At 62.5% G+C, this 20,288-nt stretch carries 17 protein-coding genes; 7 read left to right on the forward strand and 10 right to left on the reverse strand.

Features of this window, described 5'->3' with window-relative positions; genetic code table 11:
* Positions 1–27: 27 nt before the first annotated feature.
* From JDV76_RS09645 to JDV76_RS09660, 4 genes are all read right to left on the reverse strand, one after another.
* Positions 28–858, reverse strand: coding sequence for a DeoR/GlpR family DNA-binding transcription regulator (locus JDV76_RS09645; RefSeq protein WP_198736687.1), 831 nt, complete (start codon positions 856–858; stop codon positions 28–30).
* Positions 859–995: 137 nt separating this feature from the next.
* Positions 996–1,832, reverse strand: a complete 837-nt coding sequence (locus JDV76_RS09650) for a class II fructose-bisphosphate aldolase (protein WP_198736688.1) — start codon at positions 1,830–1,832, stop codon at positions 996–998.
* A 29-nt stretch (positions 1,833–1,861) separates the two neighbouring features.
* Positions 1,862–2,818 carry a 1-phosphofructokinase family hexose kinase gene (locus JDV76_RS09655; RefSeq protein WP_198736689.1) on the reverse strand — a complete coding sequence of 319 codons (957 nt, stop codon included), beginning with the start codon at positions 2,816–2,818 and terminating at the stop codon, positions 1,862–1,864.
* Positions 2,819–2,849: 31 nt separating this feature from the next.
* The gene (locus JDV76_RS09660) at positions 2,850–3,746 is read right to left on the reverse strand and encodes an SIS domain-containing protein (protein WP_198736690.1); all 897 of its coding nucleotides are present in this window, start codon (positions 3,744–3,746) and stop codon (positions 2,850–2,852) included.
* Positions 3,747–4,338: 592 nt separating this feature from the next.
* On the opposite strand from JDV76_RS09660, the gene JDV76_RS09665 reads away from it, so the two are divergent.
* The 5 genes from JDV76_RS09665 (at position 4,339) to JDV76_RS09685 (ending at position 9,031) form a co-directional block, all read left to right on the forward strand.
* Complete coding sequence (locus JDV76_RS09665) at positions 4,339–4,782, forward strand: PTS sugar transporter subunit IIA (protein ID WP_198736691.1); 444 nt, start codon at positions 4,339–4,341, stop codon at positions 4,780–4,782.
* 56 nt (positions 4,783–4,838) lie between these two features.
* Positions 4,839–5,123, forward strand: a complete 285-nt coding sequence (locus JDV76_RS09670; RefSeq protein WP_198736692.1) for a PTS sugar transporter subunit IIB — start codon at positions 4,839–4,841, stop codon at positions 5,121–5,123.
* Positions 5,124–5,162: 39 nt separating this feature from the next.
* Positions 5,163–6,497 carry a PTS ascorbate transporter subunit IIC gene (locus tag JDV76_RS09675; RefSeq protein WP_198736693.1) on the forward strand — a complete coding sequence of 445 codons (1,335 nt, stop codon included), beginning with the start codon at positions 5,163–5,165 and terminating at the stop codon, positions 6,495–6,497.
* A gap of 117 nt (positions 6,498–6,614) precedes the next feature.
* Positions 6,615–7,364 carry a sugar isomerase domain-containing protein gene (locus JDV76_RS09680; protein ID WP_198736694.1) on the forward strand — a complete coding sequence of 250 codons (750 nt, stop codon included), beginning with the start codon at positions 6,615–6,617 and terminating at the stop codon, positions 7,362–7,364.
* A gap of 194 nt (positions 7,365–7,558) precedes the next feature.
* Positions 7,559–9,031 carry a hypothetical protein gene (locus JDV76_RS09685; RefSeq protein WP_198736695.1) on the forward strand — a complete coding sequence of 491 codons (1,473 nt, stop codon included), beginning with the start codon at positions 7,559–7,561 and terminating at the stop codon, positions 9,029–9,031.
* A gap of 438 nt (positions 9,032–9,469) precedes the next feature.
* Here JDV76_RS09685 and JDV76_RS09690 read toward each other — a convergent pair whose 3' ends face one another.
* Genes JDV76_RS09690 through trmB form a run of 4 tightly spaced genes read right to left on the reverse strand, consistent with a single transcriptional unit; the run spans position 9,470 to position 14,435 of the window.
* Complete coding sequence (locus JDV76_RS09690; RefSeq protein ID WP_198736696.1) at positions 9,470–10,564, reverse strand: lysylphosphatidylglycerol synthase transmembrane domain-containing protein; 1,095 nt, start codon at positions 10,562–10,564, stop codon at positions 9,470–9,472.
* Positions 10,561–12,879, reverse strand: coding sequence for an MMPL family transporter (locus JDV76_RS09695; protein ID WP_198736697.1), 2,319 nt, complete (start codon positions 12,877–12,879; stop codon positions 10,561–10,563). The genes JDV76_RS09690 and JDV76_RS09695 overlap by 4 nt, the downstream gene beginning before the upstream one ends.
* A gap of 47 nt (positions 12,880–12,926) precedes the next feature.
* Positions 12,927–13,613 carry an NYN domain-containing protein gene (locus JDV76_RS09700; protein ID WP_198736698.1) on the reverse strand — a complete coding sequence of 229 codons (687 nt, stop codon included), beginning with the start codon at positions 13,611–13,613 and terminating at the stop codon, positions 12,927–12,929.
* Between the two features lie 54 nt (positions 13,614–13,667).
* A complete protein-coding gene (trmB, locus tag JDV76_RS09705; RefSeq protein WP_198736699.1) occupies positions 13,668–14,435 on the reverse strand; it encodes a tRNA (guanosine(46)-N7)-methyltransferase TrmB in 768 nt (255 codons plus the stop codon).
* Positions 14,436–14,748: 313 nt separating this feature from the next.
* Here trmB and JDV76_RS09710 point away from each other — a divergent pair, with 313 nt between their 5' ends.
* Complete coding sequence (locus JDV76_RS09710) at positions 14,749–16,578, forward strand: phosphoenolpyruvate carboxykinase (GTP) (protein ID WP_198736700.1); 1,830 nt, start codon at positions 14,749–14,751, stop codon at positions 16,576–16,578.
* Between the two features lie 694 nt (positions 16,579–17,272).
* Here the strand turns inward: JDV76_RS09710 and JDV76_RS13065 are convergent.
* Positions 17,273–17,512, reverse strand: a complete 240-nt coding sequence (locus JDV76_RS13065) for an IS110 family transposase (RefSeq protein WP_198736701.1) — start codon at positions 17,510–17,512, stop codon at positions 17,273–17,275.
* Between the two features lie 1,404 nt (positions 17,513–18,916).
* Between JDV76_RS13065 and JDV76_RS12935 the strand changes: the two genes are divergently transcribed.
* Positions 18,917–19,273 (forward strand): LPXTG cell wall anchor domain-containing protein, encoded by a 357-nt coding sequence (locus JDV76_RS12935; protein ID WP_198736702.1) that lies wholly within the window; start codon positions 18,917–18,919, stop codon positions 19,271–19,273.
* A 196-nt stretch (positions 19,274–19,469) separates the two neighbouring features.
* Here the strand turns inward: JDV76_RS12935 and JDV76_RS09725 are convergent, their stop codons facing one another.
* Entirely contained in the window at positions 19,470–20,249 is a 780-nt protein-coding gene (locus tag JDV76_RS09725) for a class I SAM-dependent methyltransferase (RefSeq protein ID WP_248140929.1), read from the reverse strand.
* Positions 20,250–20,288 lie beyond the last annotated feature (39 nt).

Below are 20,288 nucleotides of genomic sequence, written 5' to 3' on the forward strand. Positions count from 1 at the left end.
ACAGGTTTCGATATGCATCACCGGCTGTCAGATCGCGGAGCGTTGCGCCGAGGGGGTGTCCTGGCGGGCGATGATCACGTTGTATCCCAACTGGGTCAACCGTCTGGACCATGCAGGATCGACATCGGGGTCCGTGACGATGGTGTTCACGGTGTCGATACCGCCCAGGGAGGAGAACGACCTCCGGCCGAACTTCGCGTGATCCGCGACGACCACCGGGGTGATCGCGCGGGTCGCCATCATCCGGTTCGTCTGTGCCTCGAACTCGTCGACGGTGCCTGGGCCATTTTCATCGATGCCGTTCGCTCCGATAAAGGCGACGTCCATGCTCAGCTGGCCGAGGACCGTTGCTCCGAGAGGGCCGGTCAACTCGTAGGAGTTGCCGTTGAGGACCCCGCCGATGAGGACGATCTTCATGTTCGCGCTGCCCGCGAGCAGGTAGGCGATGTCGATGGCGTTCGTGACGACGGTGACCACCGGGTAGTTCGTCGGAACGTCGTCAGGGGACTGCTCCGCGGCCCATTCGACGAGTTGTTGGGCAATGGTGCCCACAGTGGATCCACCGGACATACCGACCACGCAGCCGGGCTCCAGGTAGTTGAGGCAATACCGGGCGATGGTGTTTTTCTCCGTGAGCTGCTGCATCCGCTTCTGACGGACGGGCGTGTCGAAGGCGACGATGTTGCTCCGGGCGCCGCCGCGGGTCCGGCGCAGAAGTCCGCGTTCGGCGAGAGCATCGAGGTCACGGCGCGCGGTGGCAGGGGAGATGTCGAGATCGTCAACGAGTTGCTCGACGGTCACCGTGCCGGTGTCGGCAATGGTGTCGAGAATCGTGGTGAGTCGCTCACTGCGGATCATCGCGGTTCCTCCTGCACTGTACTAGTGTCTAAATCCTGCGCAGCCGTGGTGCGCAGGAGGGGACAGAGAAATGTGGGGCGTCCGGTCACCGCTCTGTCCCATGAGCGGTGACCGGACGACTGGCCGTGTAGCTGATTCTATACTTCGGTGAAGACACCGATCAGGCGTTCGGCTTCGGTGCTCAAAGCCTCACGTCCCGCCTTGATGTACTTGCGGGAGTCCGTGACCGACGGATTGTCGTCCAGGAATGCGCGCACGGCACGGGTGAAGTGGCCGTTGAGGTGCGTCGACACATTGATCTTCGTCATGCCGGCACGGATACCTCGCTGGATCTCCTCGTCCGGGACGCCGGAGGAACCGTGGAGCACCAACGGCACACCGGCGGCGTCTTTGAGTTCGCCGATCAAGTCGATGTCGAGGGACGCGGTGCGTTCCTGCATGGCGTGTTCGGAACCGACGGCGACGGCCAGGCCGTCGACACCGGTGTCAGCGACGAACTGCTTGGCCTCGTCCGGGCTGGTTCGGACGCCCGGGGTATGGGCGGTCTTGCCGCCGATCTCACCGAGCTCTGCCTCGACCGTCGCACCGCGCTCGTGGGCGTAGCGGACGACCTCAGCGGTGTTCGCGATGTTCTCCTCGACGCTCAGAGTCGAGCCGTCGTACATCACGGAGTCGAAGCCGAGGTCGATGGCCTGTTTTGCCAGCTCGACGGACTCGCAGTGGTCGAGGTGGACGGCGATCGGTGCGGAGGATGCCTCTGCCAGCGCGATCATGGCGCGACCGATGGGCTCCAGGTTGTCCCCGTGGTAGCGGACACAGTTGTGGCTCATTTGCAGGATGACTGGCTTGCCGGCGCGCTCCGCTGCGGACACCAGCGCCTCTGCGGTCTCGAGGTGGATGACGTTGAAGGCCGCGGCGCCGATCTTCTTCTCCGCTGCGTCCTTAACGATATCGAAGGTGTTGATTCTGGTCATAGTGTCTGGGGTTCCTTCGTGTGGGGGTGTCAGTTGGTGCGTTCGTCGATGATCACGGTGTCGGCGAGCTCCCGCCACCGGTCGCTGATCACACCGGCGGTGTCCTCGAGGACGGCCGCCGCCGACCAGGCGGTGGCGCGGCGGAGGAGGGCCCCACGCTCGAGACCGTCGATGAGGCCGGTCGCGAGCGCAGAGACGAGTGCGTCGCCGGCGCCGGTGGGGTTGCCCGTCAGAGGCTCAGGGAGGCGCGCGCGGGTGCTGCCGGCACGGTCCACGGCGAGCAGCCCCTCCTCGCCCATCGAGACGATAACCAGCCCGACACCCAGCTCAAGCAGCTGTGCGGCCCCGGCTTCAGGATCGTCGGTCCCGGTGGTCGCCGCGAGTTCCGCGGCATTTGGCTTGACGACGTCAACTCCGGCGCGGCAGGCGGCTTTCAAGTGGGGCCCGGCGCAGTCCACGATGATCCTGGCTCCGGCTTTCCGGGTGCGGTCGATCATCATCTCGAGGATGCTCTCGTCCGCGCCGGGGGGCCAGGAGCCGGACACCGTGACGGTGCTGCCCGGGTGTGCCACGAGCGTGCGCTCAAGCTGATCGGCCAGTTGCGTCCAGATCTCCGCCGGGTGCCGGTCACCCCTCTCGTTGATGATGCTGGTCGCACCATCGTCGGTGGTGTGGAGAGCGAAGGTCTCCCTAAGGCGCACCGGCGTCGGGGTGAATGCCGCTTCGGGGGATGCTTTGCCTTCTGCTGGAACGTGTCCGGGCGCGTCGTCGTTGACTGGGCCGAGCATGACCGCAGGGTAACCCTCCGCAGCGGCGACCGCCGCGACGTTGACCCCCTTGCCACCGAGTTTGCGCTGCGCGGTGTCAATGCGGTGCGTCTTTTCGGGGACGAGGCGGTCCAGCGTGATCGTCACATCGAGGGCCGGATTCGGAGTGATGGCGACGACGGCGGCGGCGCCGGTGTCTGCGGTGGGTTGTGTACTCACGTGCTGATCCTTCGTGTCGGGGCCAGTCTGGTTACTTCAGGATGACCGAGCGGGTCAGGTTGCGCGGGTGATCCGCGTCGAGTCCACGTGCGCGGGCGGTGGCCAGCGCGATGCGGTGGACGCGGACGAGGTCGGCCATGGGGTCGATGTCCTCGTCGATGAAGGTGGCTCCGGTATCGGCGACCTGGGCGGCCAGTCCCTCGGGGGCGGGTCCGAAGTTCCAGGTGATGCGGCCTTCGGAGGCGATGGCGATCGGTCCGTGGCGGTACTCCATGGAGCTGTAGGACTCGGTCCAGGCCTGGCAGGACTCGCGCATCTTCAGGGCGGCCTCGGTGGCGAGGCCGAGACGCCAGTCGGTGCCGAGGAAGGAGTACTGCTCGGCGTTGACCAGCTTCTCGTCGAGATCGGCGGCCAGCACCTCGCGGGCCTGCGCGATCGAGCGCTCGATGACGGAGCGGTCGTCGATGGAGGCACGGAGGAAGGTCAGCGCGGTGGTGGCGAACCGAGTCTGGACGACGGACTGCTCGTCGGCGAACTCAAGGTTGATCACGTGATCGGCGAGTTCCGCGACGGGGGAGTTCTGGTCGCCGAGCACGGCGATGGTGCGCATGCGGTCGCCGACCTGCTTCAGCAGATCGATGATCTCGCTGGTGGTGCCGGACCGAGTGATCGCGATGAGGACGTCGTATTCACGGTCGAGGCGGGCCTCGGTGGCGGTGTAGGCGTCGGTGACGCCGTGTCCGGCGCTCTCCCGGAGGGCGGCGTAGGACTGTGCCATGAACCAGGAGGTGCCGCAGCCGACGACGGCGACGCGCTCGCCGGACTTCGGGAGGACGGAGCGCTCCTGCTCCATGTCGAGTGCCTTCTGCCAGGTGTCCGGCTGGCTGGTGAGTTCCTGTTCCATGTGGGTGCCGAGTGCACTGCTCATGTTGATCGTCTCCTAACGAAAAGACTTCGGGTGGCTGAATCGTTGCTCTGTGGCGGTAACGGCGATCCGCATCCTCTTCGTGGTGCGCGACGACCGACGGGCAGTCGGTCGGGAGGTGAAAATCAGCGGATTGTCATCCTCAATGATTGCAGATGATTGAAACCCTGTCTACCCAATCGCTAAACGATCAGAGATATTTCACACTCGGGGGTGGCGACTCCGGCTGTTTTTTGGGTCGTTAGTGACGCCTAGCGCTCATTGTCACTCCGTGTGACGTGAGTTATAAAAACGTAATAAATGCTGCTCAAAGAGTATTTTATGGGCGCTAATGGGTGTGAGGGGGTGAGTCTGGGGCCTGTCCAGATTGCCTTAGGTTCGGGGGGAGAATGTCTGGTCACCTTGATTGAAAATGGAAAATAGGGCTTGCGGCGAGCAAAATCGCTCAATACGATCAGTGTTGTGACAGGCACACAGTGCGTTTCATGGAGGACTGACACACAGTCAGGGCTCATGATTTTTGAAGATGGAATCCGACTGCCGGGTTCCGGAGACTGAAAACAATCACAAAACATCACCGGAGGATGAGGACACAATGACCTTCAAACCCGATGCGGTCGCCGCGAAGCAGACTGCCGCCGACTGGCGTGAGGCCATCCGCCTGGTCGGTGGGCTCTACGAGCGCGAGGGAATCGCCACCAGCGAGTACGCCGAAGCGATGATCAACGGTGTCACCGAGTTCGGCCCCTACATGGTGCTCATGCCGGGGCTGGCCATGCCGCACGCGAAGTCCGCTGCAGGCGTCAAGCGCGCCGGCACCGCCGTCGTCACGCTGTCCACCCCGGTGGAGTTCGGTAGCCCCGCCAACGACCCCGTCGATGTGCTCGTCTCCTTCGCCGCCGGCGACAAGAAGGGGCACATGGAGATGATCAAGTCACTCGCCAATGTGCTCTCCGACGGTGACCTGATCGACCGCGTCCGCGCCGCGAAGACCGACGAGGAACTCGCCGCCATCTTCACCGATCGCGCCGACGACTGACAGCTTCACCCGCTCCACACCAGACATTTCACGACACCAACAGTAAGGACCCCACAATGATCTCCATCGCAACCGTCTGCGGCATGGGCCTCGGAACCTCCATGATGCTCGCCAGCCAGATCCGCACCCTCCTCAAGGGCGAGAACATCGAAGCCCAGGTTCAGGCCATCGACCTCGGCTCCTTCAAGTCCCAGCCCTCCGACATTGTCGTCACCACCAGCGGCATGGCGAGCAACGTGCAGGGAACGAAGTCCATCGTCGTGCTCATCGACAACCTCATCGACAAGAACGAGGTTCGCACCAAGGTGCTCGACGCCATCAACGAGTTCAACTCCAAGTAATTCCTCCGCCCATTCCACACAGATCGGTGCAGAATCATCATGAATCCCGTTCTACTGTTCATCGTTGACCTGATCCAGATCCCGGCCGTCATCGTCGGTGCGATCGCCTTCATCGGACTGATGGTCCAGAAGAAGCCCACCGGCGATGTCGTCACCGGAACGGTGAAGACGGCTCTGTCACTGCTGATCATCGGCGGCGGTGCCGGCGTCCTGGTCCAGGGCCTCACCCCCATCCAGAGCATGTTCGAGATGGCGTTCCCCGCCTCGGGAATCACCACCTTCGTCACCTTCGATGAGGCCGTCGTTTCCGCGGTCCAGACCTCCGGTGTCGGTACCATCGGTTCCGAAATCGGCCTGACCATGCTGTTCGGTTACATGTTCCACCTGTTCCTGGCGCGTGTGACCCCCTGGCACTACGTCTACCTCACGGGCCACATGATCTGGGTCCACGCCGGTGCATTCACCATCCTGATGCACTCCCTCGGCTTCAACCCGTTCCTCACGGTCTTCACCGCGTCGCTCCTGGTCGGCTTCTACTACACGGTTGCCCCGGCCATCGCGCAGCCCTTCGTCCGCAGGATCACCGGCGGAAACGAGGTCGGTTTCGCACACGGCCAGACCCTACTGAACGTCCTCTGCGGCTACCTCGGCATGGTCATCGGCAACAAGGAGAAGTCCACCGAGGACACCCAGCTCCCCGAGAAGCTCTCCTTCTTCCGTGACGTCGCGGTCTCCACGACCATCGTCATGACGATCGTCTCCCTGCTGTCCGCGACCGCCGCGGTCATCTCCGGTGGCGTCGGCGCCTTCGAAGCAGCGACCGCTGACGGCGGCATCTCCGACGGCCAGAACTGGATCGTCTTCGCCCTGCTCATGGCGCTGCAGTTCACCGCCGGTATGCTCATCCTCCTCTACGGTGTCCGCATGCTGATCGGTGAGATCGTCCCCGCCTTCGAGGGCATCTCCCAGAAGGTCATCCCGAACGCCATCCCGGCGCTCGATGTCCCGGTCCTGTTCGCCTTCGCACCCAACGCCCTGCTCGTCGGTCTGATCTCCGGCCTCATCGGCCAGATCGCCGGTATGGCGCTGTGCGTCGCGCTCGGTTGGCCGGTCCCGATCCCGTCGATGATCGTCGCCTTCTTCGCCTCCGGTACCGCCGCGATCTTCGCGAACTCCACCGGTGGCCGCACCGCCGCCTGGATCGGTGGCTTCCTCTGGGGCTTCCTCGGCTGGATCCTCATCTCCTACGCCTTCAACATGCAGGTCTTCGGTGACCTCACCGATTTCGGCGCTGACGGACTCGGCTTCACCGTCCCGGACGCCATCGTCCCCGCCATCGTCGTGGACGGAATCGGAAAGATCTTCGGAGTCTGATAACCCCCTCCGGTGCCCGCGGTATCACCCCGGGCACCGCCCCAGGGCGGTGTCCGATCCGCCCGCCCACCGTTTCACACCCCCCACGCTCAACCAGAAAGAAGGAAGAGAAACACCATGTCCGACCTGCTCAACACCTACTTCGACGAAATCACCGCCCTGCTCGCGAAGATCCGCGAGGAAGAGCTCCCCAAGATCGAGGATGCCGCAGACACCATCGCCGACAAGGTCATCGCCGGCGGCCGTATCTTCGCCTTCGGTGCCTCCCACTCGTCACTGCCGGTTCAGGACATCGTCTACCGCGCCGGTGGTCTGATGCTCATCAACCCCCTCTACGGCCCGGGTATCGAGGCGCTGACCACGCGCCCCACCACGCTGGGATCCCAGATGGAGCAGATGCCCGGCTACGGTGAGGTGCTCTTCAACAACTCACCGCTGAAGGAGGGTGACGTCCTCATCGACGTCTCCGTCTCCGGCCGCAACGCGGTCCCGGTCGAGCTCGCCCGCTCCGCCAAGGAGAACGGCGTCTTCGTCGTCGCCCTGACCTCGCAGAAGTACACCTCCGCCGTCGACTCCCGCGTCCCGGACGGCACCAAGCTCCTCGACCACGCTGACGTTGTCCTGGACAACAAGGTCGATCCCGGCGACGCCGTGCTCTCCCTCGAGGGCATCCCGCAGAAGTTCACCCCGGCCTCCGGTGTGACCTCCACCGCGATGCTGCACAGCCTCTCCGCCGCGATCATCGAGAAGCTGCTGGCCAAGGGCTTCTCCGCACCGGTGTTCCTCGCCGCGAACCTCGACGGTGGCGCCGAGTGGAACGCCAAGCACATGGCCGAGAACGCCGACCGGATCTTCTACCTCAACTAGCGCGAACCGGCCACGGACGGCCCTCTCCAGGCCCAAACACACCGCCCGCCCCTTTCCCGCTGGAAAGCGGGCGGGCGGTGTGCGCAGGCGCACAAACTTCCCTGAATTTCCCCGACCGGTACGCCGATTTACAAAAAGGGGTCCGGTCATCCGCTAAGGTGCCCCAACGGCACCGGACCAGCAAGGAGAACACCTTGAAAAAACTCCCGCTGAAAAAAACGATCGCCATTTTGGCTGTCAGCGCCGTGAGCCTTCCGCTCTACGGTTTCGTGGGCTCGAGCAGCTCCGTCGGCTCGAGCGACATCGACTTCGGCAATCTGTTCAGTTCGTTGAACGGGTTCAGCAGTGCCACCATCAACCCGAACCCCGGTGGTGATGGGGACGCCCATCGTGACGGCTGGAAGCTCCAGTACCAGGAGACCTTCGACACCGCCCCGAACCTTGATGCGGTCCCGTGGGTTCAGGATACCTACGGTGACAACCGGTGGAACGTCGACGAGTTTGACGACGACGGCATCTATTTCAAGAACATCGGTGGCCCGTGGTTCGACCGGGCACTCAACAGCTTCAAGCTGCTGCGAAAGAGTGTCCCGATCGGCGAAAAGGGCTGGCTGACTGTCGAAATGGGCACCCGGGACATCAATCCCGACGGCACCAAAGCGACCCCACCCACCCTCGAGGTCGAGAATGGCGCAGCCAAGATCAACGTCCCGTGGGACGGTGGCCTGATCTTCACGGCAACCGACCCGCTGCCCAGCCAGTACCGCGTCGAGTACGAGCTCAAGACCCTCGACTTCGGTGGCAAGCGGCCCGGTGGGGAGAACAACGGGTGGGACTACGACGGCAAGACCAACGGCTACGTCCCCGGTGAGTGCAAGACCAACTTCCCCTGGACCCGCAGGGGTGACTACAGCCAGGGCGAGTCCGAGAAGGTCGACGGCTGCGCGAAGCCCTGGGGCAACGTCACCGCAGAGAACGGCTACTACCTGCTGTCCATCATGGACTACGCACACCCCGCGCCGCACAACAACATCTTCATCCACAGCCACCGCAAGGTCGGCATGGACATCTACTCCGTGAACGGTGGCTGGGCCAAGGCCTACAAGACCTGCAACCCCGCCACCAAGGAGATCTTCTCCTACCTCGACTCCAACGGCAACGGTGTCAATGAGATCTTCTTCGACGGTGGTGCCTGGCGCGACAAGGGCTTCGCCTACAACCAGTTCGTCATGCACACCGAGTGCGGCATCCGCGACGGTTCGGAGAAGAACGCGACCATCGTCTCCGCAGTCGAGCTGCAGCCCGAGCTCATGCCGAACGAAACCTACACGTTCGCGATCGAGCGCACCGCCACCGGCTACGTGCAGGAGATGACCGGTAACTTCAAGAATGTCGGGCATCAGACCTACCGCTACGAGCGCCCGTTCGTCAGCGAGGTCAACGGTCGGCCCACGGCGATCTGGCACTACAACCAGACCCCCGAAGAGTACGACGGCAGCTTCAACGAGACACTGACCTTCGACGAGGGCACATACGGCTCGTTCTCGAAGGACATGTGGCCCAAGGGTTCCGCATATCCGGACAACTTCGTCATCGGGATCCCGCACCTGAACTACTACGAAGGCTCCGCCACGGTCGACAACATCCGGCTTTACACGCCGGAGTAGACCGACAGTGAGCGGCTCGGTCACCGCAGTCGACGGCTCAGGACGTCACCTGCGGTGACTCCCGATGGTTCGATACCATCGGGAGTAAAATCCGGCGGAACCCGCGTGCCCTGACCAAAAGGTCGGCACGCGGGTTCCGCCGTTCCCTGTCTCGGCGTCGACCCGCATCGGAGCCTCCCCCGCGTATAGCTTCGGGGACGAATAAGCACGCTCACGTGAATCCACCACCGCCGTCCACGCCGAGGTCCGATGAGCCGGTGGCAGCTGTGTTCCACGGCAGACGGTGTGGCGCAGTGCCCGGTGCAGACGGGGGACAGCGCAACCGGACAGTCGCCCGGAAAACGACTGGCACGGGGAGCTGCGTGCCCCGGGACACCGGAGAGAAATACCCCGAGCTGCCTTAGACTGGAGCGTAGTTACCGGAGCTTCCGCGTCGTGTCAGCGGAGTCGGTTGCGGTCGTCCGGGGGCACGACGGCCCCCGCAGCGAGGGATTTCTTATTCACGCCACGTCGGGTGAAGTAGACGAGGTAGACGAGCCAGCCGATCGCGGTGACGGCGAGGAAGGACACCATGCGATAGACGAAGACCGCGCCAAAGGCGTTGACACCCGTCATGCCGACGGCCACGAGAGTCGCGGTCATCGCAGCCTCGACGGGACCCAGACCGCCTGGCGTTGCCTGGACGGTGCCGGCTATCTTCGCGGTCACGTAGGCGAGCGTCACTCCGGCGATCGTGGTGTGGTCGGGGTCCGCGTAGACGGCGGGGAAGACTCCCGTGATCGCCCAGACACTCGCCCAGAGTGAGACGATGTCGAAACACCAGTTGAGCAGCGACCAGAGGGCGATGACCGCGAACCTCGGTACCGTCAGCCGGACATCGTGGAGCTGGTGCACGTTGTCGAGGACGTCGTCGAGCCCTTCATCGCGGTCCCTCCGCCGCAGTCTGTTGAAACGGGGCCACCACCTGCGGACCCACCTCGCGACGTTGCGGGGGTTGTCGGAGGCCCAGTAGACGGCCCACGCCAGCAGAGACATGACGGCGAAGGTACCGATCAGCGACAGTAGCGACAGATCTGCTCCGAGGACCACGATCGCGGAAACACCCAGGGCGACGAGCCACATTGTGGACAGGGCCCCGGAGAGGACGATCTGCCAGGAGCAGACCATGACCCCGGCACCCCAGGAACGCATGGTCTGGTACTGGAGGACGGTCGCGAATGCCTGGCCGCCGGGGAAGGAAGAAGACCAGGCGTTGGAGGCGAAGGTGAGCGCGTTTGCGTCCCGGCGGCGAACCGGGACCCCACCGGCCCGGAGCAGCAGGCGGAGGACGGCGGCCATGGACCACAGGGAGGCAAGGGAAGCGAGCAGAGCGAGACCGACTCCCAGGGGTTCAGCCCTCCGGACGGCGGCGAGACCCTGGCTGAAGAGGTCCGTGCGGTCCCGGAGGAAGAAGACAGCCAGAGCGACGAAAATCAGCGGAGTGATCCACCTGACCCAGGGGTTGCGGCGGAGCGCCCTGAACCTCTGGGTCATCTTTCGGTTCCCCGATCCAGCTGGGGGCGGTCGTCGTCAGCTTGCAGGCGGGCGAGGAGCTCGGGGAAGGGAATGAGGGCGTCGTCCTCGCGGATGGTCCGACCGTGGCGTGCGGCTTCACTGTCGTCGATGACGACCGCGTGAGTGACGGGGATTTCTCCGGGCTCGGGCACAGAAGTCGGAACCTCCGAACCGTGCCCGAGCCGGGCCGCGGCCTTCTTGATGAACAGCGGTGCCCACCAGTTGTCCTCGCGGAGAAGGTGCATGACGGCGGGCACGAGGAGCATGCGGATGATGGTTGCGTCGAGAATCAGCGCGGCGATCATGCCGAATGCGATGTACTTCATCATGACGATCTCGGAGAACCCGAAGGCACCGCAGACGACGATCATGATGACGGCGGCGGCGGTGATGATGGATCCGGTGTGCGCCGTGCCGTAGCGGATCGCCTGGTCCGTGGTGGCGCCCCGTTCCCGGGACTCGACCATCCGAGAGACGAGGAACACCTCGTAGTCCGTGGATAGTCCGTAGATGATCGCCATGATGAGCACGAGGACTGGGCTCATGAGCGGCCCGGCGGAGTACCCGAGGAACGACGATCCGAGGCCGTCGACGAACATGGCGGTGAGGATACCGAGGGTTGCCCCCATCCCGAGGATGGTCATGATCACGGCCTTGGCAGGCAGGATCAGGGAACCGAAGGTCAGCGCCATGAGGATGAACGTGGCGATGACCACGTAGAGCGCCATCCACGGCAGTTTCTTGAAGAGCGCCTCGATGGACTCCACTTCGAGGGCGGGTGTGCCACCGATGTAGACGTCGACGCCCTCGGGGACGTTGATCTCCCGGAGCTTCTCGACGACCGACTCATTGAATGTTCGGTCGGTGATTCCGGCTGCGAGGATGGTGGTGCCGTTCTCGGTGGGGGAACTGGGGCTGAATCGTCCGGTCAGCCCGGGTACGGCGTTGGCCTGCTGGTAGACCTGAACGAGCTGATCGTTGGTGGCGCCAGTGACCACGAGTTTGATGGGTTCCGTGCGGAAGGCCGGAAAGGTCGAGTCGAATTCGGCCTGGGCCTGTCGGACATCGTTGGCCGGGGGGAGGTAGGTCTCGTTGATCCCACCGAACTTGACTCCGGCCAACGGCAGGGTGAGCAGGAGGAGCCCGGTGACGATCGCGAGTGTGACGATTTTCGAGTGCCGCATCGCCCAGGCGGGGACGCGGCCCCAGAAACTCTGGGTCACATCCTCCCCCGCGTGCGAGGTATTCCGGATCGAGAACCTGTCCACACGACGCCCGAGGAGGCCGAAGATGCTGGGCAGCACCGTGATGGAGAGGAGTGCCGCCAGACCCACGGCGCTGATCGCACCGTACGCCACGGACTTGAGGAACGCCTGGGGGAAGATGAGCAGGCCGGACAACGCGACGGCCACCATGCCCGCGGAGAAAACCACGGTCTTGCCGGCCGTCGCCGTTGTCGTCGCCACGGCGTCGGGGATGTCGGCCCCGCGGTCCAGTTCCTCCCGGAACCGGGACACCATGAACAGCCCGTAGTCGATCGCGAGCCCCAGCCCCAGCAACGTGACCACCGACTGGGCGAACACGTTGACCTGGGTGAAACCTGCGAGGATCGAGAGGATACCGAGTGATCCCAGGATCGACAGGACACCGACGATCAGTGGCATGGTGGCCGCGATGATCGAACCGAAGACAATGATGAGTAGGAGTGCCACCGCGGGGAGGGCGTAGACCTCGGCTCGGGAGACATCGCCTGCCATGCCCTCGTCGAGGGCATCCGCCACGGCGGTCGATCCGGCGACGGATACCTCGAATCCATCTGGGAGCCCGTCCGGGAGCAGGTCATCCTCGACCGCCCGGAAATCCTTCAGGGTCTGTTCGCCATCGCCCTTCAGGCCAATCGCCGCGAACGCCGTTCGGTGGTCGTCCGTGACCAGCTGCCGGTTCCGGGTGGCGTCGAAGTAACCGGTGACGTGACTGATCTCGTCAGGGTGCTCGGCCCGGAGGCGTTCGAGATGCCGGGAGATCGCGGTGAACGCGACCGAATCATCGACGGTGGCACCTTCGGGGGCGTTCACCAGGAGAATGATGTCGCCGTTGTTGTTCCGACCGAACGTCTCGAGCTCGATGGCGGCGGCGCGGGAGGACGAGGAACCGGGATCGTCCCAGCCCTCCTGACTCATCCGGTCGTCGAGGCGTAGACCGAACAAGACGTAAAGCGCACAGATCGCGGTGAGTACCACCAGCGGGACGATGCGGCGGTAGCGGTAGGCGAGTCGTCCCCAGGTTGTGAACACGGTGGTGTCGACTCCTTATCTTCGGTCTCGGGGATGGAACGGTCAGGTCAGGAGCGGCCGGAGAGGAGCGCCGACAGCGGACGGAAGGGCTGCAGCCAGGCACCTCCCTCGGGCAGGGAGTCCAGGGAGATGCGCGGGAGCGGCTCGCGGAACACTCCGGGGATTTCCTCCAGATCGATGAACTCGATCAGCTCCGAACTCACCGCCCATGAGGCGTGTTCGTGGAAACCGATCACGGTGACGGGCATCTCGTCGGCGAGTTCCTCGAGTGTCTCCCGGAAGTTCTGGCCGTCGGCGCTGGCGACGACGAGCCCATGGAGAATACCTTCCTCGTGGCGACGGCGGATATGGGCGAGCATGTCCGGGTCGACGTCGGAGTCCTCGTCGGTCTTCGGCTTGGCGAAGACCGCGAAACCGACGTTCCGGAGGGCCTCGACCCAGGGGCGGACGACATCGGAACCGCCGGGGGCGACGTTGGTGAACACCGTCGCCTCGGGCTCCAGATGGAATCCCAGCTCCTCCGAGCGGACGTCCGCACGTCCGAGAAGCCAGCGGCCGATGGCGTCGAAACGGGGACGATAGACGGCGGTGGGGCGTCCCCCGAGGATGGCGCCGAGTCCCATGTCGAGGTTCGGTGCGTCCCAGACCAGCAGGAGGGTCTCGGGCCCCGCATCCGCCGTGTTGTCGGTGTGCTCGCTGTAGTTGTGTGTGTGATCGTGATGGGCGCTATGCATAAGTGGATCTTTCGCTGATTATGGGATCGAAGGAGGTGACAGAGAAGGCTACTCTCACAGGGGGCGCTGCCAGAGGAACTCCGTGATGTCATGGTCGCGATCAAGGCCCTTGCCCTCGAACTTGGTGATGACCTGTCGGTCAACCAGCTGCGGGCAGTCCGGCCACGGCCAGCCCCGGTATTCCAGCTGGGGTTCGACGTTGACGAGCTCAGAGATCCACTCGGCGTAGTCGGCGTGATCCGTCGCGACGTGCAGAATCCCGCCGGGCTTCAGGCGACTGGCGATGAGGTGCAGTGGCCCCGACTGGATGATGCGGCGCTTGTGGTGCCGCGCCTTGGGCCAGGGGTCGGGGAAGAAGACCCGTACACCGGACAAGGAATCCGGCGCGATCATCCGGTTAAGCACCTCAATGCCGTCGCCTCGGATCATCCGTATGTTGTCGATGCCGCCCCGGACGGTCGCCCCCAGTAGCTTCGCCAGTCCCGGCTTGTAGAGTTCGACCGCGATGACATTGACATCGGGTTCCTCGACCGCCATCGCCGCGGTGGACGTACCGGTCCCGGAACCTATCTCGAGGATCGTCGGTGCGCTCCGGCCGAACCACGCGTCGGTGTCGATCGTTTCGTCAACGAGCACTTTGCCGAGGCGAGGCCAGTGCTCGTTCCACAGCCGCTGCTGGTTATCGGTCAGGGTGCCGCGCCGGAACGTGACGTTGCCCAGGCGCGGGTAATCGAGTCCATCATTGAATACGGATTGGAGACGACGGCCGGAGGGAAGCTCTCCGAGATCGTCAGGGTTAGGGGAATTATCAGTGCTAGACATCCCCCCCAGTTTGCCTGTTCTGCCGGACAAACTTCAATCCAGTGATCGGTTTCCCGTCGCCGGATAGTTTTCCACAGGATCCACGTGACGGTGCCCGGACAGGGATGGCGATGAGGGCACCCTGGCGAGGGGGTAATCGAGATTTGCCTAAATGGGCGTACCATGCCGCGTCAAGGGGCTAAATTCGGGGGTATCAAACTGGTCATGACAAATGTGGTCAGCGTCTCAATGCGTGTGGCTGCGGGGCGCCATTGCCGGGGCTACGCTGGTCGTTGAGAACTCTGCCGAACGACAGAAGATATCAGGAGTAAAGATGACCGAGTCAACAATCCCGCGCCTTGAGGGTGCACTGCCCACGAAGAACAAGGAACTGATCCGATGGATCTCTGAAGCTGTGGAACTGTTCCAGCCGGAGCGGGTCGTCTTCGCCGACGGATCCCAGGAAGAATGGGATCGGCTCGGGGCTGAACTCGTCGAGGCTGGTACCCTCATCAAGCTGAATGAGGAGAAGCGCCCGAACAGCTACCTGGCGCGCTCGAACCCTGCCGATGTAGCCCGCGTCGAGTCGCGCACGTTCATTTGCTCAGAAGATGAGTCGGGAGCCGGCCCGACCAACAACTGGATGGACCCGGCTGAGATGAAGGCCGAGATGACCGAGTGCTTCCGGGGGGCTATGAAGGGGCGGACGATGTATGTCGTTCCGTTCTGCATGGGTCCGATCAGTGATCCCGATCCGAAACTCGGCGTCCAGCTGACGGATTCCGCTTATGTGGTGATGTCCATGCGCATCATGACCCGCATGGGAACGGAGGCTCTGGACAAGATCGGCGATGACGGCGAGTTCGTTCACGCCCTGCACTCTGTTGGCGCGCCGCTTGAGCCCGGCGAGGAGGACGTCGTCTGGCCCTGCAACGACACCAAGTACATCACCCAGTTCCCGGACACCCGTGAAATCTGGTCCTACGGTTCCGGCTACGGCGGAAACGCCATCCTGGCGAAGAAGTGCTATGCCCTGCGTATCGCATCCGTCATGGCCCGCGACGAGGGGTGGATGGCTGAGCACATGCTCATCCTGAAGCTCACCTCCCCGGAGAACAAGTCCTACTACATTTGCGCCGCTTTCCCGTCTGCCTGTGGCAAGACGAACCTGGCCATGCTGGAACCCACCATCGATGGCTGGACCGCCGAGGTTGTCGGTGACGACATCGCGTGGCTGAAGTTCGGTGAGGATGGCCGCCTCTACGCCGTCAACCCGGAGAACGGCTTCTTCGGTGTCGCACCCGGCACCAACTACGACTCCAACCCAAACGCCATGAAGACGATGGAGCCGGGCAACTCCCTGTTTACCAACGTCGCACTCACCGATGACGGTGATGTCTGGTGGGAGGGTCTCGAGAACAAGCCCGATCACGCGATCGACTGGAAGGGCAACGACTGGACCCCGGACTCTGAGGAGCCGTCCAGCCACCCGAACTCCCGCTACTGCGTCCCGATCTCCCAGTGCCCGGTTGCGGCCGAAGAGTTCGATGACTGGCGTGGGGTCCCGGTCTCCGCGATCCTTTTCGGTGGCCGCCGCCCCGACACCGTCCCGCTGGTCACCCAGGCCTTCGACTGGAACCACGCCACCATGATCGGGACCCTGCTGTCCTCCGGGCAGACCGCCGCTTCCTCCGAGGCAAAGGTCGGTGCACTGCGCCACGACCCCATGGCCATGCTCCCGTTCATCGGCTACAATGCGGGCGAATACCTGCAGCACTGGATCGACATGGGCAACAAGGGCGGCGATAAGATGCCGCCGGTCTTCCTGGTCAACTGGTTCCGCCGCGGCGATGACGGGCGTTTCCTGTGGCCCGGATTCGGCGACAACAGCCGCGTCCTCAAGTGGATCGTTGACCGCATTGAGGGACGTGTCGGAGCCGACGAGACCGTCGCAGGGCACACCGCTCGCGCAGAAGACCTGGACCTCACCGGCCTGGACACCCCGCGGGCCGATGTTGAGGAAGCCCTGACCGCTCCCCCGGAGCAGTGGGCACGCGACATGGAGGACAACGCTGCCTGGCTGGAGAAGCTCGGACCGGCCGTCCCCAAGGAGGTCTTCGAGCAGTTCGAGGCACTCAAGGAACGCATCGCGAAGCACTCCTGATATTGCGGTAAACGGCAATCCCCCGGACCAACCGATCCGGAGGATTGCCGTTTCTGTATCATCACCGTGTCGGTACGGCTGGGGCAGATTGATATTCTCAAATACTCAAGGATAATCACCGGTCGCTAAATTGCTCAAATTCTAAGCGGGGTGGTCCGGATACTCCTGCGGTGTCACTAGGGTAGATCACATCTACTCTAGAATGGGTGTTTTTGATTATGTGGTCATTACATCTGTGCTTTTCCAAGATGGGTTATTCATGTAGATGCTTATTTCCTCGATCATTTCTCGACTTAGATGGCAGTACTGCGCATGACCGGGGCGTCTGTCCGGCTTCTGCGATGACGTCGGCTATGACCTCCTCCAGTTCGGTGTTGGTGGCAAGGATCTGCTTGAGGTCACGCTCGGGCTGGACTGCGCCGGGAATCATCACAGTCTGGTTGCAGTGGGCCTTGAGAACGCTTGCGGACAGGCCCTGGGAGCGGTGGCGACGTACTTACCGGCGAACGTCCGCAGCCGTTCGTGGCCTGTATGTTTGACGTTGCCCATGCTTTAGTCGTGCAGCAGAATCTCCAGCACCCAGCGTCGCTGAATCGTGCCGCAGGCCAGAGCGCGTTCAAACGCCAGGTAGCTGTTGACAAGCAGTGAACGCAGATGGTTGACCAGCTTGGCTCAGGTGAACTGAAGGTTTTCTTCAACCCCGTAAGTGACTTGATGCTGGTGGAGGCTCGACACCCCGGGCGACCGGTCGTAGTGTGTGGGGACGGCTGCGGGCGCTGTCAGTGACGATGTACGCGTCATGCTTGTCGGTTTTGGAATTGACGGGGTAGGTTTCGGGCAGCTTTCGCATGGTGAATGCTGGCAGATATACGCCATCGCAGCCGTAGTGGCGGGAAACACACATGGTGGGCTTGCCGTGGTGTTGGGGCGTCAACGGTGACCTCGACAGTGCCGTATGTCTTGGCCTGATCGAAAGTTCCGACGAGGGGAGCCTGCTTCTGGTTGATCCTTCAGGCGAAAAACCTCACCGTCCGCGGCTACGGCGTAGGCGTAGTCGAATATCTTGCCGGGAGTTCGAGCCGAGGTAGACATCGTGAGACTTGTCGATGCCTCCTGGATCGACTGCTCCCGTGACAATCGCCTGGGTGCGGTCGTTGGGACAGGTTTCTGCGGACGTCATATCCGGTGATGACTGGGAACGGTTGAGGGATTCCTCGATGGTGAACTGAGATCGTCGGTATCATGAGTTGCATCTGTTTCCAGGCGCGCTGTGACGGATGTTAATTACCTAACCTCTTATTGATCGACATCGCCGGTTCTCGGACATCCTATTCGGGGGAGCTTAAAAACTATAGGATATCGCTGATGGATCAGAAGAGCCAAGATGATCATCTTGGTGTATCAAACGCTCCCATCGGACCAGCGGGGACTGGATGCGGTTCGTCGGCCTGTATCCGTGTGGGAAAATACTCGTTCTCTTTGACCAGAAAGTAAGATGGTCACAATGATAGAAGGATTATTTAGAATTCGGTCTTTATCGATGAGGGTGTTTATATCGCTAATGTCCGTTTTTATGCTGGTGCTGTCCGTACTGGCAGCACCAGAGGCTGGGGCGGAGGGGGCTCGGATAGAACCGCTGACTACGTAACCAATGTAGATTTCACCCGCACCTCCGGGAAGGCTGCATCCGAGCCATTGACTTCGGATGAATCAATTAGTTTAAAGACCGACTTCAGTACGAAAAGTATCAGGACGATCCTTCGAAATCCGTGAAACCGGGCAAATATATGCTGTTTCAACTTCCGGGTCGGCTACATACGGTGAGTAAACCTGTCAATCTAGCTAATGGCAGTGGGGATGGCATTATTGAATGTGAAAACGCCAATGACAACTTCGCCGTCAAGTGTGTGTTGACCGACTAAAAAGATGTTTAATATTAAATCGGTAACTCTCAATGTTACCGATATTATGAACGAATCTGTCGTTGATGAGGGGGTGTAGGGCCCGGATCAGGGGCCGCTCCTGTTTGAAGTTTTCACGAAAATCCTACCAAATACGGTTATTTATTTCGTCGAAGTCAGCGACTGGACCAATGGCATGGGCGTGGTCCGGTGGAGTGTCATTGTTCCCGTTAGCGGTTGGTTGATGACAATTATCGACGATTTTGTGGAGCCGCAACGCCCACATGAAAATTCGAATACGTACGAAGTGGGACTTCGTCAGGGGGTAACTGGCATATGTGGCCGCAGTGTCTGCTGGTGTTCCTGGTCATGTGGTGACGGTGTCGCCGGATTCGTCGACGGTGATTGTTGCTGCGGATGATAGTGACAACGTGGAGGTGACCAACACCTACAGTGAGGTTCCCCCCAACGCCGGTGGCTCCGTGTTCGGATCCTCGGAAGGAAACGGGTGGATCAGTCCCGTCATCGGTGCCGTCGCCCTCGGATCAGCATTCCTCCTGCCTGCCCTCTCTTCGGGCGCATTGAGTGCGGCCCAGGGACCCTCCAATGCGGGGATCGCGGAAGAGCCGGTTCACACCGACACACCGGCCCCTACAAACCAGGTTGAACAACCGAAGGAAGAACACCGGGGAGGGATGCTCGCTCAGACCGGGGCGAACGTTCTGATCCTCATTCTGATCGCTCTCGTCCTCATGGGGCTTGGACTGCTGCTGGTGCTACGCCGTCGCCGCTGATTCGAGCTGATCAGTGGTGGTTGATCTCTAAGAGGCCGACCCGGGAGTATTCCTCCTCGGCCGGCCCTTTCAGCTCTGTGGTCCGGTACTCCGACGTTGCGGCAGGGAGAACATCAATCTAGCCACCACCAGAAAGGTGAACCTGCCCCGGTAAATCGCCGCCCCGGAACCGACACACCAGCAATCCAGGGTCCGGTCACTGCTTTCTTCGCAACACGATCACCACGTTGCTCACCACGAATTCCCGCAGTATCGGTACGCGGACCATCCACCACGCCCATGCTGGGTGATACCGCGGAAATACGCTGCACACCTCTGCTTTTGTGGATCTCGCCCATCGCACACCGGCCGTACACGAGACGTCGAAAAGTGACTGGCCGAACACATTCTTCGGTGGATGCCCGTGTCGTCGCGTGTACCGGTCCCGGGCATAGGCACCACCGATGTAGTGCGGGATCAGACCGGTCTCGTGGCCACCGAACGGGCCGAGCCACACCGTGTAACTCAGCACCACCAGACCACCCGGACGGGTAACCCGCAGCATCTCCTCGCCCATCGTCCAGGGATCCGGAACGTGCTCGGCGACATTGGACGAGTAGGTCACGTCGAACACCCCCTCCCGGAATGGCAGCGCGGTGCCGGAACCGCGGACGGATGCGTCGACAGCAATACCTGCGGCTGCCATCTCCCCGGCGTCCGGTTCCACCGTGACGTATCCGCAGTTGCGTGCGGCGAATGCCTGCGAGAAATAACCCGGTCCACCGCCGACATCCAGGATTCGCCGCCCGGCGAGCCCGCCACCCACGCAATCCGCGTGGAGACACTCAAGCAGCAGAGCTGTATCCTCCGCGAGACGCCCGTAGAAGACCTCCGGGGCGGTCTGCTCGAAGCGGAAACCGCGCAGCAAGTTGAATGACCTGCGCAGTGTCGCCAGACCACGGGTCCGGGGGAGACGAGACGTGAGGGGAAATCGCACGGTGACAGTGTATCGGTGCCGGGTGGTTAAACTGGCGGG

The sequence above is a fragment of the Corynebacterium marambiense genome, from assembly GCF_016342275.1.
GTDB lineage: Bacteria > Actinomycetota > Actinomycetes > Mycobacteriales > Mycobacteriaceae > Corynebacterium > Corynebacterium marambiense.

Coding starts and splice junctions, on each gene's coding strand:
- JDV76_RS09645 (WP_198736687.1), bottom strand. CDS start 858: ATGATCCGCAGTGAGCGACTCACCACGATTCTCGACACCATTGCCGAC.
- JDV76_RS09650 (WP_198736688.1), bottom strand. CDS start 1,832: ATGACCAGAATCAACACCTTCGATATCGTTAAGGACGCAGCGGAGAAG.
- JDV76_RS09660 (WP_198736690.1), bottom strand. CDS start 3,746: ATGAGCAGTGCACTCGGCACCCACATGGAACAGGAACTCACCAGCCAG.
- JDV76_RS09665 (WP_198736691.1), top strand. CDS start 4,339: ATGACCTTCAAACCCGATGCGGTCGCCGCGAAGCAGACTGCCGCCGAC.
- JDV76_RS09670 (WP_198736692.1), top strand. CDS start 4,839: ATGATCTCCATCGCAACCGTCTGCGGCATGGGCCTCGGAACCTCCATG.
- JDV76_RS09675 (WP_198736693.1), top strand. CDS start 5,163: ATGAATCCCGTTCTACTGTTCATCGTTGACCTGATCCAGATCCCGGCC.
- JDV76_RS09680 (WP_198736694.1), top strand. CDS start 6,615: ATGTCCGACCTGCTCAACACCTACTTCGACGAAATCACCGCCCTGCTC.
- JDV76_RS09690 (WP_198736696.1), bottom strand. CDS start 10,564: ATGACCCAGAGGTTCAGGGCGCTCCGCCGCAACCCCTGGGTCAGGTGG.
- JDV76_RS09700 (WP_198736698.1), bottom strand. CDS start 13,613: ATGCATAGCGCCCATCACGATCACACACACAACTACAGCGAGCACACC.
- trmB (WP_198736699.1), bottom strand. CDS start 14,435: ATGTCTAGCACTGATAATTCCCCTAACCCTGACGATCTCGGAGAGCTT.
- JDV76_RS09710 (WP_198736700.1), top strand. CDS start 14,749: ATGACCGAGTCAACAATCCCGCGCCTTGAGGGTGCACTGCCCACGAAG.